Consider the following 17,178-nt stretch of genomic DNA (forward strand, 5'->3'; position numbering starts at 1 on the left):
TTTATTATATTTATTATCCCTATAGCCGCTCTTGGATGGCTTACATATAAACTTGTAGGTATATCTAAGGAAAAGCTATCTGCTATCAGAATTAACAAAATAACCAGAGCTAATAGAAAACATATAGATAAAGCTTTTATGCATTCTGCGAATTATGAGCAGATATTTAAGCCTACAGAATTTGACAAGCATAATTCTGTTATTGATGTAGAGTATAAGGAGATAAAAAGATAATATTCCAACAATCAATTATGTGAAAGAAACTCGGAAGAGTTTCTTTTTAGTTTATAGCAAATTATATTTTTAGTAATTATAGATAATTTATGAGTAATAGTAACATATTCTGAAGTTAATGAATTAAGAGAAGAAGGTAACAGAAGCAATATAATAAAAGCATTTTGTGAATATTAAGAGTCAGGGCATAGGAAATGTTTACAGTCGGCATAAGGTAGGAAATGGTTGGAGGAGGCATTTTCCAGCCTACGGAAATCACTTCCTACCTTTTTTATTTGTTCACAGTTTTTTAACAAAATTGACTATTATATGACACATTAAATATATACTATAAGTATGGTATAATTTAGTTTGTGTTCTAGAAAGTAAATATACAGGGGTGAATAATGTGATACAAATAAAAAATTTAACCAAGAAGTATGGCAATCATGTAGCCTTGGATGATTTGAATTTTACAATTGACAAAGGCGAAATAATAGGCTTTTTGGGACCTAATGGTGCAGGAAAATCTACGGCCATGAATATTATCACTGGCTACATATCAGCAACTGAGGGCACAGTATTGATTGATGATATAGATATACTGGAAAAGCCTGAAGCAGTTAAAAAGAAGATAGGGTATTTGCCTGAGATACCACCGCTTTATTCTGAGATGACAGTTTACGAGTATTTGAAGTTTGTATGTCAGCTGAAAAGAGTAAAACGAGATTCAATAGATCCAAGTCTTGAAAGAATTATGAGTATCGTAAAAGTAGGTCATGTCAGAAATAGACTTATAAAGAACCTATCAAAGGGATATAAGCAAAGAGTAGGATTAGCACAGGCGCTTATAGGAGACCCTGAAGTACTTATTCTAGATGAACCTACAGTTGGACTTGATCCGAAAGAGATAATTGAAATTAGAAACTTAATAAAAAATGTAGGAAAAGACAAGACTGTTATATTAAGTTCACATATCCTTTCAGAAATAAGTGCAGTATGTGATAAAGTTTTAATAATAAACAAAGGAAAAGCAGTTATAAGTGGAACTCCTGAACAGCTTTCTAAAAAATTAAGCTTTAGCAACAAAATGCTTGTTAGAGTAAAAGCATCAAAGCAGAGCGCTATCGAAACGATTAAAGCTATTGAAGATGTCAAGATTGTAAAGGAATACGGAGTTTTCGAACCTAATACTGTAGATTTAACTATTGAAGCAAAAGAAGATGCAGATATAAGAGAGAAAGTATTTAATGTATTAAGCGAAAAGTCGTATCCAATACTTATGATGAAGAATATGGATATGAGTCTTGAGGACATATTCCTTCAGGTTACTGCTGGAGAAAAGGGGGAGAAGTAGATGGGAGCAATATTAATTAAAGAACTAAAATCCTATTTTCACTCGGCTACTGCTTATATATTTATGGGTGTATTTTTATTCTTTTCTGGAATATTTTATGCACTAAACAATGTTATTTATGCTAGTCCTGATTATGCATCAGTATTAAGCAGTTATAATTTTGTATTTTTATTAATTGTACCGATACTAACTATGAAGATTTTTGCAGAAGAAACAAAGACAAGAACGGATCAGTTGCTTTTGACAAGTCCACAAAGCATTGGCGGTATAGTTATGGGAAAATTTTTAGCACCAGTTCTTCTTTATGCTGTAACTTTGCTAATAACTGTTTTGTACCCATTAATACTTAGCATGTTTGGCAGTCTGTCTGTTAAAACAATTGTATGTGCTTATATAGGATTGTTTCTTATGGGTTCATGCTTTATATCGATTGGAGTATTTGTTTCATCATTAACAGAAAACGTTGTGTCAGCTGCCGTAGGAACATTTGCAATATTACTTTGTTTATGGCTTGTAGATAGTGTTACCAGTACAGTGCCAAATAGTTATAAAGCAGGTATAGTATTTGCGATTGCTGCAGTTTTAATTATTAGTCTAATTATTTACAATGCTACTAAGAATATTATTGTATCAGCTGGAGTATTCCTGGTAGGGGCTATAGGTATAGCCGTAGCTGCAATAGAGAAAAAGACACTTTTTGAAGGCCTTATTGCAAAATCTTTAGGATGGATTTCGTTAATTAAGAGAAATGATAATTTTTCTATGGGAATTTTAAGTGTAAATTCAATAGTTTATTTTATCTCCTTCATGTTCATTTTTGTCTATCTGACTATGCGTATAATCGAAAAAAGAAGATGGAGTTAAGGAGGTATTATGATGGCAAAGTCGAAAATTAAGATTCCAAAACTTAATGTTAAGGATTCATTTAAGAACAATAAGTTCAAGTATGGTGGATATGCAACATTAGTTACAGTAATTGTGTTAGCCATAGTAATAGTTCTTAATATGGTAATAGGCACATTAGATTTAAAGATGGATCTTTCAAAGAATAAGTTGTTTACTTTATCTGATAATTCTAAGAAGATAGTTAAAAAGTTAAATTCTCCTGTTACTATAACAGGCCTCTACGAGGAAGGGAAAGATAATTCAACTGTTACGCAGGTAAAGGAAATATTGAGGCAATATAAAGATTCGTCAAAAAAAGTGAAGGTTGAGTATGTAGACCCAGTTCAACACCCAGGATATGTTTCAGGCTATAAAGAAGCAAGTTCTATACAAACAGGGGATTTGATAATAAAGAGCGGAAGCAAGTACAAGGTTATAAGCAGTTCTGATTTGTATGACTATAGCTATGACAGCAGTACTTACCAGCAGCAAGTTAAATCAAGTACGGCTGAACAAAAAATTACTTCAGCAATATTGTATGTCACTTCACAGAAGAACCCTACAATATATATGCTGCAGGGGCATGGAGAACCTGATATAAATTCAAATTTAAGTACTGCTCTTGAAAACAATAACTACACAGTAAAGGATATTAATTTACTAAAGGATAGTCTGGAAGCTTCATCTAATAACGTTGTTTTATTTGATTCTCCAAGTAAAGATATTACAAAGTATGAATTGAATAAACTAAAAACTTTCCTTAATAATGGTGGTAAGATGATGTTTTTAGATGCACTTGTTTCTAGTGGGAACAAGACACCTAATATTGATTCGCTTTTGAATTCATTTGGATTAAAAGTTCACAAAGCTCTTATAATTGAGGGAGATGCTAATTATGCAGTAGGAAGTGCCATTAATGTAGTACCTGATTATAAATCACATGATATAACTAATCCACTTTCAAGTTCAAAGGAGTCTGTAATAATAAGTACAGCACAGCCTATAGAGACTGTAAAGATTAAGAGAGATACTTTAAGTGTAAAGCCATTAATCCAAAGTTCAAAGAAGTCTTACGCTAAGACGAACCTTAAGTCAAAGACTTATACTAAAGAAAAAGGAGATTTAACTGGACCGTTCAATTTGGCTGTAGCCGTTACAAATAAAACGGATGCTACGGATTCCAGTAAAGATGGTAAGCTTATAGTTATTTCAACTTCAGATAGCTTGTTATTTAACTCACAGATACTTCAGTACAACAATTCAGCAAACTCAGATTTCTTTATGAATTCTGTGAATTGGTTAGCTGAAAAGAAGGATAATCTAAATATAGAAGCAAAAGATCTACAATCTGAATCATTGACAATAAATTCAGCACAGTCAATATTGATATCTGGTTTTGTAGTAATCATAATTCCTTTGATAGTAGTAATATCAGGAACTACTGTATGGCTGAGGAGGAGACATCTATGAAGAAAAGTTGGCGATTACTTTCCTTGCTTTTGGTCTTATGTGTTCTTTTAGGAGGATACATATTCGTAAAGAATACTCATAATAAAAAGGACGCTAAAAAAAGCACGAGTACTACTAATACTAATTCTGACAAATCGAAAAATGTTTATTCAGTGGTTTCTACGAAAGTAAAACAAATAAATATTAAATCCAAGGAAGCTGATATAACCATTATAAAAAGTGGGAAGAAGTGGAAAGTAAATAAATTGGGAGACCATGCTGACGAATCTAGTATAGAAGCTGCAGTATCTACATTAACTAATATTACTGCTGACAGAGTCATTGAGAAAAATGCAAAGGATTTGTCAGAGTATGGATTAGATAAACCTACATCAGTAGTAACAGTACTTCTTAATAATGGTCAAAAGCAGGCTGTTGAACTTGGAAGTGAAGTGCCTGGAAACTCCATGTACTATTTGAAGTTAGCGGATAAGAATACAGTATACGCAGTTGCAATTAGTTATGGACAAATTTTCAAATATACACTTAATGATTTAAGAAATAAGAAGTTAGCATCTATTGATACAAGCAAAGTTAACTATATGGATCTTAAATTTAGAAATGGAAAAGAAGCAGAGTTTAAGACAAACACAGACAGCAGTGATGCTAGTTACACCCCATATAAACTCTATAAATATTATAAAACTCCTGTAGGTATAGATGGAGATAAATTTACTTCAGCTATTAAGAACCTATCAGAAGTTGACTTTGAAGATGTTGTAGAAGAAAATGCTAAAGACTTGAAAAAATATGGTTTAGACAAACCAGTATTATCACTGAATATTAAGGATAAATCAAAAGGTAAAATAAATCTTCTTATAGGAAATAATAAGGATAGTAATACAGTTTATATTAAGGAACCAAATTCCAATACTGTATATACTATGGATAATAGTTCTGTTAAATCTTTGATAAAGCTTAATGTATTTTCTATGACATTTAAGTTTGCAAACATAGTTAATATCGATCTTGTAGATAAAGTAGATATTAAGAGCAAGGATGCAAATTATGAAATAACAATGAATAGAACAATAAAGAAAGCTACAAAGAAGGGTGAAAAAGACCAAACAGTAACTAAGTATTTCATAAATAGTAAACAGATAAAAGATGAAAGCTTTAAAGACTACTATCAAAAGCTTATTGGTCTTATTGTGGATGCTGAAAATGATAAGGGTATTAAAGGTAACCCTGAAGTTATAACTACCTTCCACTTGAATAAGGGTAAGGATATAGTAGTTAAATATTATAATTATAATGATGATTTCTATACAGTTGATAAAAATGGAATACATCAGTTTATAATTGCTAAAGATAAAGTAAAATCAATGCTTAATGAGACGGCTAAAATGATAAAATAGTATTAGTTTTACTTTATAAATAAGGGGGTACTCGTTCCATGATATCAGAATTTCTGATGTCATGGAACTTTTTTAGTTCGTGAAAATCACTTTTCCTATTTTCTAGGAACATAAATTCAGTATTTATAATAGTATAAAATGAGGTGGAATTTATGATTGAAATTAATAAAAATAGGGCATATAGAAAATTAATAGTGGGCTTGGATACCAAAGTACCATCAGCTAATGGTAAAAAGGTTAATTATATTAATTTTGATAACGCGGCTACGACTCCACCCTTTAAGGCTGTTATGAAAAAAATATGTGAGTTTGCTCCTATGTATTCATCTGTGCACAGAGGTGAGGGATACAAATCAAATTATTCATCAGAGCTGTTTGATTCTACTAGAAGTGAGATATTAAAATTCTTTAACGCAGATGAAAAAAGCAATATTGTGATATTTGTTAAGAATACAACTGAAGGCTTAAATAAATTGTCTTATAGACTTATAAATGACAAAGATTGTGTAGTATTGAGCAGTGCTATGGAGCATCATTCTAATGATTTGCCATGGAGAGATAAGTGTAAGGTCGACTATGTAGAAGTAGATAGTGATGGAAGATTATTGATTAGTGATTTGCAAAAAAAGCTTGAATATTATAATGGAAAGGTGAAATATGTAACTATATCAGGAGCATCAAATGTTACAGGATATGTAAATAACATTTATCGAATAGCAGAAATGGCTCACTCATTTAATTCAAAGATTATAGTAGATGGTGCACAGCTTGTTCCCCATGCGAAGATTGATTTAAAACCAGATAATGATATTCAGCATATTGATTATATAGTGTTTTCTGCTCATAAAATGTATGCACCTTTTGGCATAGGGGTGATAATCGGACCTAAGGAGCCATTCTCATTAGGAGACCCTGAATACAAGGGCGGGGGGACTATTAAAACCGTAACGATGGATTTAGTAGATTGGGCTGAACCACCGTATAAAGAAGAGGCTGGGAGTCAAAATATCATAGGAGTGGCGGCTTTATCTGCTGCAATTAAACAGTTAAACAAAATAGGGATGGCTGAAATAGAAAAATGCGAGAAAGAGATTCTTAAATATGCATTGGAGAGTCTTAGTGAAATAAAAGGTATAGAGATATATGGAGAAACAAAGTTTATGGGTAGTAGATTAGGAATAATTCCTTTTAACATAAAGGGAATACATCATTCTAAGACAGCAAAAATACTATCAGAGGAAGCTGGAATTTCTGTAAGAAGCGGATGTTTTTGTGCACAGCCATATGTTAGAAAGTTTCTAAAATTATCGCCTATGGAAATACAAAAAAATAGAGGATTAGAGTTTGACGAAAAATCTGGTATGGTGAGGTTGAGTTTCGGTTTGTATAATACTAAACAAGAAATAGATATTCTTGTACACACAATAAGACACATTATTATGAATAAAAGTAAATATCAGATATAGAGTGCGGAATAAGAAAAGATAAGGCTGTGGCAGGATTTTACGTAAAGTAAGAACCTGCCCTGTTGAAATATAATATATCTAGAAAGGTATTCTAGTTAAAAATTAATATTGAAAAACAAATGAAGCAACTGCCCGTAATCTAGTGTTTTTATAAGGAATTCTTAGAAATTAACCATTTAATAAATTTAATTGATTCGGATTTATGTTTAGTAGTTGCAGGTATTGCTAATATAAGTTTATTGGAACTGGAATATTTTAAATCGCTAAAAATTTTCAGTGAGGACACGTCTATGCCGTAAGTTTTTTCGCTGGCTTCAGTTTTTGATTTACCTTTAACGAAGGATAAATTTTTCAAACTAGTGTCTTTTTTTAAATTCTCGATATCCATAAAAGTTCCCTGTTTACAGTAGTTATTAAACACATCACCTGGCATTACTAAAACGTCCAATTCTCCAACTGAAAGCTGAGCAACAAGCTTTTGTACTGAGACAGCAGTTTGCTGGTTTCTTCCTTTTAGATCTATTTGCTTAAAATCGATTACTATCTCTTGTTTATTTGGATTTTTTACAAGTTTATCTGTAGCTTCATCAGTAAGCTTTTCAAGCTTGTTATAATCAAGAACCGTACCGATAAAAGAAGCATTAAATACTGTTTCTTTTTCATTAAGCCTGCCTACGATGAAACTAACGAGTGCAGCTATAATAAGTATTCCAACTATAAAATAATACTTATAATAATATACTATATAGTTTATTTTTTCTTTTGTACTCATATTTGCTATCTTTTCTTTAAACGTCTTATGTTCCATAATTCACCACCTAATATGTATATATTATCGTATTTAAATATTTGTATATAAACATTATAGTAGAGTTTTATCTATAAAACAACGTCTTAAATATACCTGTATTAAATTAGTTTTCCATTGTCATGAAAAACAATGAATAGTGCATATAATAAAATGAACTTTATTTATGTATGGGAGTGTTATAACTTGAATATCATCGATCTTTTTGTTATAGCTTTGGCATTATCGCTAGATGCATTTGCAGTAGCTGTGAGTTTGGGATTAAGTCCAAATATTAAAACACGTAATGAGATTATGTTTTCGTTATCCTTTGGCTTTTTTCAATTTCTTTTATCGTACATAGGCAGTTATCTTGGTGGATATGTAGAAAGAAACATAATTTCTGTTCCAGAAGTATTTGGAGGAGGTATAATTGCTTTAATTGGAGTTATTATGATAAAGGAGGGCATGGATACAAAAAAACAATTCATACTATTTTCCTTCAAAATGTACATAATATTAGGGATATCCGTAAGCATTGATGCTCTAGTTGTAGGTTTTTCTTCATTTCATCATATTACTAGTACATATCTTACCTTATTATATACAGTATTTATTGGTCTTGTAACTTTACTTATGTGTTTTGAGGCATTTATATTATCCAAATACTTAAAAAAGATATCAATAATAGCTGAATATGCAGAATATATTGGGGGAATCATACTTATTGTATTTGGTATAAAATTTATGTTTTATTAGTTAATTTTATTTATATACCTAAAATAAATTTTATTTGTGTTATAATTATAACAGTAAATTTTATTTATAAGGTGATAATATGTCATATAATGAACTTCTAAAAAGTAAAAATATGAAGGTTACGTTTGCCCGGAGAATAATATTAGAAATTTTAAGCAACGCTAAAGAAGCTTTAAATGTAGAATATATATATCAAAAATGTAATGGATACGGACATAATATTAACTTATCAACCGTATATAGAAACCTTGAGGCATTTGTAAAAGATGACATTGTTAAAAAATTTGACCTTGGTGATGGAAAATATAGTTATGCTATTATAAAAGATAAGCATAAACATACGATTGAGTGTAGTATATGCCATAAAGAGATGGAGATAGACTGTCCTTTCCAGATGTTTGGTGAAATGATAAAGAACAAGACTGGATTTACTATGACTGAGCATGAGTTTAGGGTAAAAGGTATATGCAAACAATGTAAAGATAAAAAAATATAGAAAATTATATTTAATGGAGGAACTAAATATGGATTTTTCTTCTATAGTTATTATGGAAAGAGACGAAAGCAGCAAACAATTAACAAGAGAGCTAGGAAGCTATGAGATTGAGGATGGCGGAGAATATATATCAAGAGCATACTGTGAGAATAATGTTATATATATATATTTTAGTACTGGAAGAGATGTGGAGGATTGGGAATACACTGCTTTATGTGAAGAATTTGATGAGGATCTTTTTGAGAGTAGTGGATATGAAGTTGGCTTTGATGAAGATGAATTTAATCCAACATGGATTTTCAAATTTCAATTCAGTGAGGATCATAATGAAGTAGAGGGCAAGATATGCGAACTTTGTATTAAATTTAAAGAGGAAATAGAGAGAAGTCTTTCTTATATTGAAGATAAAGATAATGACTATAAATAATATATTAGTAAAGTAATTGCTTTGTCTATACGACAATAAAATGATGATTTATGGTGAAAAAGCTACTATATAGTAGTATAATGTTGTTATTAATGTATTTGAGGTGTAAAATGAGACTTGAACTGATTAATAGAGTTGTAGATGGTGAAATCCTTGGTAAAAGTATTTTGACAAGTGAAGGAAAAGTATTACTAAGGGCAGGAATAAAACTAACGAATCAATATATAAATAAATTAAAGGAAATAGGAGTTATTTATATTTATGTTGAAGATGACAGATTAAATGATATCTGTGTTGAAGATACTAGAATGCTTGAAATGAAAAAGCATGCAATTAAAAATATGGCCAACATAGTAAAAAGCATTAACAACTGTGATAGTAAATTATTTAAAAAGAATATAAGACAGGTAGAAGAACTAATAAATTATATTATAGATGATGGAAATGTAAGCACAAGCGTTTATGACATTAAGACTTTTGATAATTATACATATCTTCATTGCATAGATACAAGCATAATGGCAACATTTATGGGTCTTTCATTTAAATTTAAAGAAGCAGACATTAAGGATTTGGGCATGGGAGCTATACTTCATGATATAGGTAAGACTAAAGTTGGAAATGTTATAGTAAATAAGCCAGGACCTCTTACTCCAGAAGAATTTGAAGAAATGAAAAGACATCCTTCTTATGGAGTAGATATGCTGAAAGAATATTATTCGATATCGCAAAATATACTAGATATAGTCCAGCAGCATCATGAAAGAGTTGATGGAAAAGGTTATCCTAATAAAATTAGTGGAAATAAGATAAATAAACTTGCCAATATAGTCAGCATATGCGATGTGTACGATGCTGTGAATAATGATAGAAGCTATAGAAAGAAGTTTAAGCCTAATGAAGCTTATGAGCTCATCCTTTCAGGAAGCGGTTCTGCTTTTGAAAGTGATAATGTGCTTAAGTTCAAAGAAACATTTGCTGTCTATCCGCTTGGTTCATGTCTTAAACTATCAAACGATATAGAGGGTTATGTTATTAAGCAAAATTCTAATTATCCAGACAGACCAGTTCTAAGAGTTCTTTATGACAGTGAAACTAAGAAACCAATACCTTTTTATGAGGTAGACCTTCTTAAAAATCCTGATATAACAGTAGAAGCTATTATATAGAAATGGAGTGTTCTATTGAAAACCATATTAGAAAAGAAATTAATTAATTTCTTTATTGATAACAGATCATATTTAGTAGATAATTTGCAGGATAATGAAAGCAGCAAAGAAATATGGTTTATATACAAAAATGATAACTATAACCATATAGTTTTTTTTGCTAATGGAAATGATTATAATGAGATACTAAAAAATGCACTAATATATATCGACAGTAATAAAAATAAATTGAAAAATATAAATTTTGAATTTGTAGTACTTACAAATTATCCTCAGAATATAACTGTTTCAGCAGATATAACTAATATTCCATATATAGAAAACATGAGTTTTATAATTGTAGATACTGAAAAACTTGAATTATCATATGCTTATGGAAAATCCAACATAATTAATGACATAAATGATATTGTGCATTATGAGAAGAATAAAAAAAACAGCAGAGGGTTTAGCAAAGCACCGATTACATATTCTATTATTATTATTAACATTATAGTGTATTTTATGATGAGTATGTATGATAATAATCTGTTCCTTATTGATACAAATACTTTAGTAGCTTTTGGTGCTAAAGCAAATTATCTTATAGAACGAGGACAATATTATAGAATTATAACATCGATGTTTTTGCATGGCGGAATCCTTCATCTAGCATCCAATATGTATTCATTATTAATGCTAGGTGTATTCCTTGAGAGAGTATATGGCAAGAACAGGTATATCCTTATATATATGATATCAGGCATATCAGGATCAATACTTAGTTTTGCATTATCAGAAAGTATCAGCGTAGGTGCTTCAGGTGCTATATTCGGCTTGTTAGGTGCTGCATTAGTTTATGGGTTAGAAATACGTGATAGGATTGGAAAAGAATTTGTATTTAATATAATACAAGTTATAGCCATAAATATAATAATAGGATTGAATATAAAATACATAGATAAATTTGCTCATATTGGCGGGCTTATTGGAGGGATAATAGTTGCAGTGCTTTTATCGTTGAAAGATTAAATACTACTAGTATATTTTTGTGGGTATATATGTATTAAGCTGAATAAAAAGTGTTTTACATAAATGTTGTTATTGCTGTGATAAAAGAAGGACGGGCCTTAAGCAAAAGCCCGTCCTTCTTTAAAAAACAAAACAACATTTAAATGTATTACATTTTGTAATTCGTATCTGAAAGAATTTCATCAAGATTGTCAGTATATAGAGTTTCTCTAGCTAACAATTGCAGCGACATATTTTCTAAAATATGCTTATTGCTATTTAACAAATTTTTTGTTTTGGCATACAAATCGTTTATATAGTCCTTACATTCATTAATTATATTATCTGATGGCGGCTTGATGAAATTCATTACGGCTGAAGCTGAAAGCAGACCCATAGAATTTCCCATACCATATTCAGAAATCATTTTTAATGCTAAATCAGTAGCTTGATTTAGGTCACTATAAGCACCTGTAGTTATATGATCTTCACCAAAAGTTATTTCTTCGGAAGCTCTACCTGCAAGCAATACCATTATTCTTTTTTCTAGATATGATTTATTTTGATACAGTCTGTCTTCTGGTACACTTAGTGTGTATCCTCCAGCGCCTTTTGTGCTAGGGATTATTGTAACCTTAGACACAGATTCATTTGGTAACATAAGCATTGAAACAAGAGCATGTCCACTTTCATGGTAGGCGGTTATTTTTTTATCTATATCAGTTATAGAACTTCTATCTTTTTTCTCATAACCTGCAATAACATTTGAAAAGGCTGTATCCATATGAATATCAGTAATAAACGGATCACCGTTTTTACATGCTATAATAGCAGCCTCATTAGCTAAACTTTCTAATTTAGCACCGGAAAAATAGGAAGTTTTTTTCGACCAATCTTTGAAATCAATATTTTTAATTGGTTTATTTTTAAAATGCAGTTTTAGTATATTCTCTCTTGCACTAGTATCTGGAAGTGTAATTTCTATATGCCTATCAAATCTTCCTGGACGAAGAAGAGCAGAATCTAAAACGTCTAGCCTATTTGTAGCGGCTATTACTACAATTCCTGAGTTATCGTTAAAACCTGACATTTCAGTTAATAGAGCATTTAATGTTTGATCACGCTCATCGTTTCCATTACTTTGAGAAGATGCTCTTTTTTTACCTATTGCATCTATTTCATCAATGAAGATAACTGCTTTGCCATGGCTTTTAGCTTTTTTAAATAAATTACGGATACGGCTTGCACCAACCCCGACATACACCTGCACGAAGTCAGAACCTGACATTGCATAAAAAGGTACTGAAGCTTCACCGGCTACAGCTTTAGCTAATAGCGTTTTACCGGTTCCAGGTTCACCGTATAAAATTATACCTCTAGGCATTCTAGCACCGTATCTAGCATACTTATCAGGATTTTTAAGGAAATCCACTATATCTTGAACGCTTTCCTTAGCTTCTTCATTTCCTGCAACGTTATTAAATGTGTATTTTTTTTCGGTACTGGCACTTAACTCCATAGCATCTACCCCCTTAAGCTTATTTGAAGCAAAGGATGGTGATTTCATGGAAAGTATAAAAGTAATGAACGCAGATGAAATAATAATAAAGGAAAGTGTATTAACTAACGATAATGAATTAGAGTTTTCGGATACCTGTATATTCATTGAGAGCATTTTTTCCTTAAAATCGCTGCTCCTTGGATTATCAGTTTTATAGGTAGATCCGTCTTTTAGTTTTATAGTCATCTTAGGAGAATTAGTTAAATAAATTTTGTCAACTCGGTTATGTTTTATATCTTCAGAAAAACTGCTATAGTTTTTTGTACTTACTTTTTTCCCTGAATATATATTGAATACTATCAAACTTGTGATGGATAAAAGTATAAGAATCAGCGGTAGCATGATTTTTAATCTAATATATTTCTTCATTCGTATAATCTCCTTTCAGCAATTGTGAAAAATATATTGCATGCTGCTTGTTCGATTCATAAATGTATTATAGTAACAAATATCAAATGTGTCTAATGATATTCATAAAATTTACTAATGTAAATCTTGGGTGTTTTGTAAAACATGAAAATAAATTATTGTTATTTTTATAATTTGATGTATACTTATTTTATAGGTAAATAGTTATTTGTGGAAAAGAGTGTAACATTATTAAAAATAATGTCATTTTAAATTTGGAGGTAAACTTTTTTGAACATAAGTGGAGCGGCTTTTAAACTGACAAATGAAGATATTTTAAGCATATTTAACGATATTGTAAAAATATCTGGTCTTAGAATAGAAAAAGTAAATATTAATAAATATTTTTACATATTCGGTTCATATAAGAAGTTCATAAAAGTGCCTTTTCAGATAGCTATATTTCTAGTTAAGGTTGAGCAAAACAAATTAGTTTTTCAACTTAGGGAAGTAAAGGTTTTAAGATGTCCGATATTTAAGTGGATTAGAAATTTAATCTTAAAAAAGGCATTAATGGCCCTGAAGAATAACGGCATAGAGTATTCACGAGGTAGTGTATCAGTAGATTTGAATGTACTTCTTAAAAATTTGCCTATTGGGCTAAGCTTTAAATTTAAAGAGATAGAAATTGGTGAAAACGTACTACTAATCGAGACGAAAGATATAGGTATAAATATGAATGGCATAACGGAAGAAGAAGACAGTACAGCTAAGGCTCCAGAGAAAGTAATTGAAGAGAAGAAGTTAATTAAAGCTAAGGAGTCTCAAAATGAGTCAAGCAATGACCAATATAGTATGAGAAGGGAAAGATTAAAAGGGAAAATTCCTGATAAGTATAAGGTTTTCTTTCCTTATATGATGCTTTTGCCAGATATTTTTGTATTGTTTATAAGGCTTTATAACGATTCTAGGGTTTCGTGGAAAATTAAAGTCAAATGTGGAGCAATAATTGCATATCTATCAAGTCCCGTAGATATTGTATTAGATTTCATACCAGTATTTGGACAAATGGATGATTTAGCTATGGCGTTTCTTGTTCTTAATACTATAATATGCGAAGTGCCAGAAAGTATAGTAAGAGAAAATTGGGAAGGTAATGAGGACATAATAGTTATAGTAAGGCGAGTCTTGATATACTTACATAAATTTGTTGGAGAAACGAATCTTTCAAAGCTAATAAGAAGAATAAATAAATTATTTGAACATGATACTAGAAGTAACGTATTTCAAGGAGAAAAATCAAATGAGTAAAAAAGTATATGCAGTAAAAGAAGGATATGATTTTGCTAATGATAGAAAGGTAGAGAATCTAATTCTTAGCTCCTGGAGCGAGTGTGAGAAATATGTAAAGGGAGTTAAAGGAGCTAAATATAAAAGTTTTTTAACTGCTGATGAAGCAGAAAAGTATCTTAATCAGGAAACAGGAATTTCTAAAGAAAAGCTGATGCTGCTGCCAGACGTTTTTTATGCATATGTCGACGGAAGCTACAATGATGCTACAGGAAAATATTCGTATGCACTAGTAATAATAAGAAACAATGTCATAAGATATATAGAAAATGGGTCTGCAGAAGATGATAGTGAAAGGAGCATAAGGCAAATTGCTGGTGAATTGAAAGCAGCTATTAGGTCTCTTGAATATTGTGCGGATAATAGAATTAATGAAATAGTTATTTTTCATGATTATGAAGGGGTAAGACAGCATGCATTAGGAACTTGGTCAAGAAGAGAAAAATCGTCACAAAAATATTATCAAGATTATAACCATATAATAAATAAATATGACATAAAAGTTCATTTTATGAAAGTGGAGAGTCATACAGGTGACCTTTATAATGAAATGGCTGATGAGCTTGCAAAGTACGCTGCTCATATTCCAATAAAGGGAGTGACAAATAAAAATATTGTTAATAACACTATCTTTGTTAATGATACTACAGTGAAAGATAAACTAATGGACATTATATCTCCTGAGAATTCAGATAATATAATCATACTAGAAAAGTAATATGTTTATTTTGATTAAAAATACACATCCTAGTATTATATTTAATAAGTATGAAGGGAGTGTGTTTTATGAGAAGAGGTTTTATTTCAGGTATGACAACAGGAGCTATCATAGGGGCTGCTATGGGAATCATGGTTATTCCACGCATGGATAGAAATACCGTAAGAAAATTGAAAAGAGTCGACAGAATGGTAATGAATGCTGCAGATAATATTTATAGTTCAATAATGAAGTAAATTAATATGTTATCAGCAGAGAGTATATTTTAAATGGCATATGAAATATATAAGTAAAAATATCCTTCTGTATAGCAATTAAAGGTACGGTTGGGTATTTTTGCTTATAACAAAAATAAATTGAAAAAAATGCAAAAAAATATTAATTACATTTTTGATTTAATTAAAGTTATGATATAATATAGTAAATTCCTATAAATTTTGTGTTGAGAAAAGGGAGAGTGGCTATGGAAATATTATCACTTGGGGAGAAAGTAAAGAGAAGAAGAAAAGAATTAAATATGACACTGAAAGATTTGGCAGGTGATCGAATAACTCCGGGGCAAATCTCTCTTGTGGAAACAGGTAAATCGAACCCAAGTATGGATTTGCTTGAATATTTAGCTAGTTCACTTAATGTTTCAGTTGAGTACCTTATGGAATCCGAAGAACATCAAGCTGAAATGATATGTGAATACTATGAAAACATAGCTGAATCATATATTCTAAATAGTGATATGAATTCTGCAGAAAAGTATATTGAAATATCGTCTTATTATGCAGAAAAATACAATATTGAATATAGAAAAGGTAAAAGCTTATATCTTAGAGCGCAGATTCATATATACAGGGAAGAATATGCTCTAGCTCAACAACTCTTACTGTCAGCTAATGTGTTTTTTGTAAAGTTGAATGCTTTTGATAATATCGTTAACACATATTTAGATTTAGGCAAAATTACATACATATTAAAAGCATATTACTCATCTAACTGTTACTTTCAACAGGCAGAAAAAGTTTTTATGGATAATAATGTTAAAGATGACTTTAAATTAGCTATTATTTACTATAATATAGCGATGACATTTTTCAAATTGGACAACGTTGAAAAGGCTATGAATTACTCATTCTTATCGAAAGAAAAATTTAATGCTCTTGATAATAAGGAACAATATGCTAAATCTCTTATGTTACTTGCAGAAGAATATAATAAGAAGGGTGATATATCGAGTGCGATAAAATATTCCCAAAGCACATTAAAAATTCTTAACGAGTTAAATGAGACAAACTATGTAGCAGAGGTAGAGAATAGTCTTGGTAAACTCTTTTATGAGTTTAATAATATAGAAGAATCGTTCAAGCATTTTAATAAGGCAAAAGAAATACGTGAAAGAAATAAGGATGGTAAAATAAGTGAAACATTGGTTTGTCTCTGTGAAAACTATTTAAGTATAAAAGATATAGACAAGTGTAAGGATATACTTAAGAAAATATTGGATAATATAAGTGATGGCGATAATTTCACAATAATTAATTATTATCTTTTAAAGTACAGGGTCCATTTGATGGAGAACAATTCAAAAGAAGCTGAAAATACATTACACATTGCATTTAATTTTGCTAAAAATATGGAATGCTATAAAAACGCTGCTGAAATTGCAATCATGATAGGTAAATTTTATATTGATAATGGTGAAGATACGATGGCGGCAAAGTATTTAAATGAAGGTGTTGAACTATTGAAGACTGCTGAAATATTAAAGGATTAAATCAGGCTTTTGCTTAGATA

The 17,178-nt window shown here is 30.4% G+C and carries 17 protein-coding genes; 15 read left to right on the forward strand and 2 right to left on the reverse strand.

Annotation, left to right across the window (positions count from 1 at the left end):
* The 6 genes from CLORY_RS23375 to CLORY_RS17395 form a co-directional block, all read left to right on the forward strand.
* Nucleotides 1-234 (forward strand): hypothetical protein (locus CLORY_RS23375; RefSeq protein ID WP_169911666.1); only part of this gene is annotated, 234 nt, incomplete at its 5' end.
* Between the two features lie 388 nt (nucleotides 235-622).
* Nucleotides 623-1,570, forward strand: a complete 948-nt coding sequence (locus CLORY_RS17375) for an ABC transporter ATP-binding protein (RefSeq protein WP_079426819.1) — start codon at nucleotides 623-625, stop codon at nucleotides 1,568-1,570.
* Nucleotides 1,571-2,434, forward strand: coding sequence for an ABC transporter permease (locus CLORY_RS17380; RefSeq protein WP_079426821.1), 864 nt, complete (start codon nucleotides 1,571-1,573; stop codon nucleotides 2,432-2,434). It begins immediately after the preceding gene.
* Between the two features lie 12 nt (nucleotides 2,435-2,446).
* Entirely contained in the window at nucleotides 2,447-3,925 is a 1,479-nt protein-coding gene (locus CLORY_RS17385) for a GldG family protein (protein WP_169911667.1), read from the forward strand.
* Nucleotides 3,922-5,322: a DUF4340 domain-containing protein gene (locus tag CLORY_RS17390; RefSeq protein WP_169911668.1), complete on the forward strand. Its 1,401-nt coding sequence runs from the start codon at nucleotides 3,922-3,924 to the stop codon at nucleotides 5,320-5,322. The genes CLORY_RS17385 and CLORY_RS17390 overlap by 4 nt, the downstream gene beginning before the upstream one ends.
* Nucleotides 5,323-5,477: 155 nt before the next feature.
* Nucleotides 5,478-6,788 carry an aminotransferase class V-fold PLP-dependent enzyme gene (locus CLORY_RS17395; RefSeq protein ID WP_423236528.1) on the forward strand — a complete coding sequence of 437 codons (1,311 nt, stop codon included), beginning with the start codon at nucleotides 5,478-5,480 and terminating at the stop codon, nucleotides 6,786-6,788.
* Between the two features lie 148 nt (nucleotides 6,789-6,936).
* Here the strand turns inward: CLORY_RS17395 and CLORY_RS17400 are convergent, their stop codons facing one another.
* The gene (locus CLORY_RS17400) at nucleotides 6,937-7,596 is read right to left on the reverse strand and encodes a hypothetical protein (protein WP_079426829.1); all 660 of its coding nucleotides are present in this window, start codon (nucleotides 7,594-7,596) and stop codon (nucleotides 6,937-6,939) included.
* A gap of 186 nt (nucleotides 7,597-7,782) precedes the next feature.
* Between CLORY_RS17400 and CLORY_RS17405 the strand changes: the two genes are divergently transcribed.
* The 5 genes from CLORY_RS17405 to CLORY_RS17425 all read left to right on the forward strand — a co-directional run bounded on the left by CLORY_RS17405 (nucleotide 7,783) and on the right by CLORY_RS17425 (nucleotide 11,437).
* A complete protein-coding gene (locus CLORY_RS17405) occupies nucleotides 7,783-8,334 on the forward strand; it encodes a manganese efflux pump MntP (protein ID WP_139376080.1) in 552 nt (183 codons plus the stop codon).
* Nucleotides 8,335-8,413: 79 nt separating this feature from the next.
* The gene (locus CLORY_RS17410) at nucleotides 8,414-8,830 is read left to right on the forward strand and encodes a Fur family transcriptional regulator (protein ID WP_079426831.1); all 417 of its coding nucleotides are present in this window, start codon (nucleotides 8,414-8,416) and stop codon (nucleotides 8,828-8,830) included.
* Between the two features lie 28 nt (nucleotides 8,831-8,858).
* Nucleotides 8,859-9,257 (forward strand): DUF6762 family protein, encoded by a 399-nt coding sequence (locus CLORY_RS17415; protein ID WP_079426833.1) that lies wholly within the window; start codon nucleotides 8,859-8,861, stop codon nucleotides 9,255-9,257.
* Between the two features lie 110 nt (nucleotides 9,258-9,367).
* Nucleotides 9,368-10,426: an HD-GYP domain-containing protein gene (locus CLORY_RS17420; RefSeq protein ID WP_079426835.1), complete on the forward strand. Its 1,059-nt coding sequence runs from the start codon at nucleotides 9,368-9,370 to the stop codon at nucleotides 10,424-10,426.
* Nucleotides 10,427-10,441: 15 nt separating this feature from the next.
* Nucleotides 10,442-11,437 carry a rhomboid family intramembrane serine protease gene (locus CLORY_RS17425; RefSeq protein WP_079426837.1) on the forward strand — a complete coding sequence of 332 codons (996 nt, stop codon included), beginning with the start codon at nucleotides 10,442-10,444 and terminating at the stop codon, nucleotides 11,435-11,437.
* A 148-nt stretch (nucleotides 11,438-11,585) separates the two neighbouring features.
* Here CLORY_RS17425 and CLORY_RS17430 read toward each other — a convergent pair whose 3' ends face one another.
* A complete protein-coding gene (locus tag CLORY_RS17430; protein WP_079426838.1) occupies nucleotides 11,586-13,346 on the reverse strand; it encodes an ATP-dependent metallopeptidase FtsH/Yme1/Tma family protein in 1,761 nt (586 codons plus the stop codon).
* 270 nt (nucleotides 13,347-13,616) lie between these two features.
* Here CLORY_RS17430 and CLORY_RS17435 point away from each other — a divergent pair, with 270 nt between their 5' ends.
* From CLORY_RS17435 to CLORY_RS17445, 4 genes are all read left to right on the forward strand, one after another.
* Nucleotides 13,617-14,636 (forward strand): YkvA family protein, encoded by a 1,020-nt coding sequence (locus CLORY_RS17435; protein WP_079426840.1) that lies wholly within the window; start codon nucleotides 13,617-13,619, stop codon nucleotides 14,634-14,636.
* Nucleotides 14,629-15,393, forward strand: coding sequence for a ribonuclease H1 domain-containing protein (locus CLORY_RS17440; protein WP_079426842.1), 765 nt, complete (start codon nucleotides 14,629-14,631; stop codon nucleotides 15,391-15,393). Before CLORY_RS17435 ends, CLORY_RS17440 begins: the two co-directional genes overlap by 8 nt.
* A 68-nt stretch (nucleotides 15,394-15,461) precedes the next feature.
* Nucleotides 15,462-15,629 carry a YtxH domain-containing protein gene (locus CLORY_RS23090; RefSeq protein WP_139376081.1) on the forward strand — a complete coding sequence of 56 codons (168 nt, stop codon included), beginning with the start codon at nucleotides 15,462-15,464 and terminating at the stop codon, nucleotides 15,627-15,629.
* A gap of 227 nt (nucleotides 15,630-15,856) precedes the next feature.
* The gene (locus tag CLORY_RS17445; protein ID WP_079426844.1) at nucleotides 15,857-17,158 is read left to right on the forward strand and encodes a helix-turn-helix domain-containing protein; all 1,302 of its coding nucleotides are present in this window, start codon (nucleotides 15,857-15,859) and stop codon (nucleotides 17,156-17,158) included.
* Nucleotides 17,159-17,178: the final 20 nt, after the last annotated feature.

Source organism: Clostridium oryzae (genome assembly GCF_002029235.1).
In the GTDB taxonomy this organism is placed as follows: Bacteria; Bacillota; Clostridia; order Clostridiales; family Clostridiaceae; genus Clostridium_AE; species Clostridium_AE oryzae.

Excerpts from the sequence above, each read along its gene's own strand:
- CLORY_RS17380 (WP_079426821.1), top strand. The coding sequence starts at position 1,571 with ATGGGAGCAATATTAATTAAAGAACTAAAATCCTATTTTCACTCGGCT.
- CLORY_RS17385 (WP_169911667.1), top strand. The coding sequence starts at position 2,447 with ATGGCAAAGTCGAAAATTAAGATTCCAAAACTTAATGTTAAGGATTCA.
- CLORY_RS17390 (WP_169911668.1), top strand. The coding sequence starts at position 3,922 with ATGAAGAAAAGTTGGCGATTACTTTCCTTGCTTTTGGTCTTATGTGTT.
- CLORY_RS17400 (WP_079426829.1), bottom strand. The coding sequence starts at position 7,596 with ATGGAACATAAGACGTTTAAAGAAAAGATAGCAAATATGAGTACAAAA.
- CLORY_RS17410 (WP_079426831.1), top strand. The coding sequence starts at position 8,414 with ATGTCATATAATGAACTTCTAAAAAGTAAAAATATGAAGGTTACGTTT.
- CLORY_RS17415 (WP_079426833.1), top strand. The coding sequence starts at position 8,859 with ATGGATTTTTCTTCTATAGTTATTATGGAAAGAGACGAAAGCAGCAAA.
- CLORY_RS17420 (WP_079426835.1), top strand. The coding sequence starts at position 9,368 with ATGAGACTTGAACTGATTAATAGAGTTGTAGATGGTGAAATCCTTGGT.
- CLORY_RS17430 (WP_079426838.1), bottom strand. The coding sequence starts at position 13,346 with ATGAAGAAATATATTAGATTAAAAATCATGCTACCGCTGATTCTTATA.
- CLORY_RS17440 (WP_079426842.1), top strand. The coding sequence starts at position 14,629 with ATGAGTAAAAAAGTATATGCAGTAAAAGAAGGATATGATTTTGCTAAT.
- CLORY_RS23090 (WP_139376081.1), top strand. The coding sequence starts at position 15,462 with ATGAGAAGAGGTTTTATTTCAGGTATGACAACAGGAGCTATCATAGGG.
- CLORY_RS17445 (WP_079426844.1), top strand. The coding sequence starts at position 15,857 with ATGGAAATATTATCACTTGGGGAGAAAGTAAAGAGAAGAAGAAAAGAA.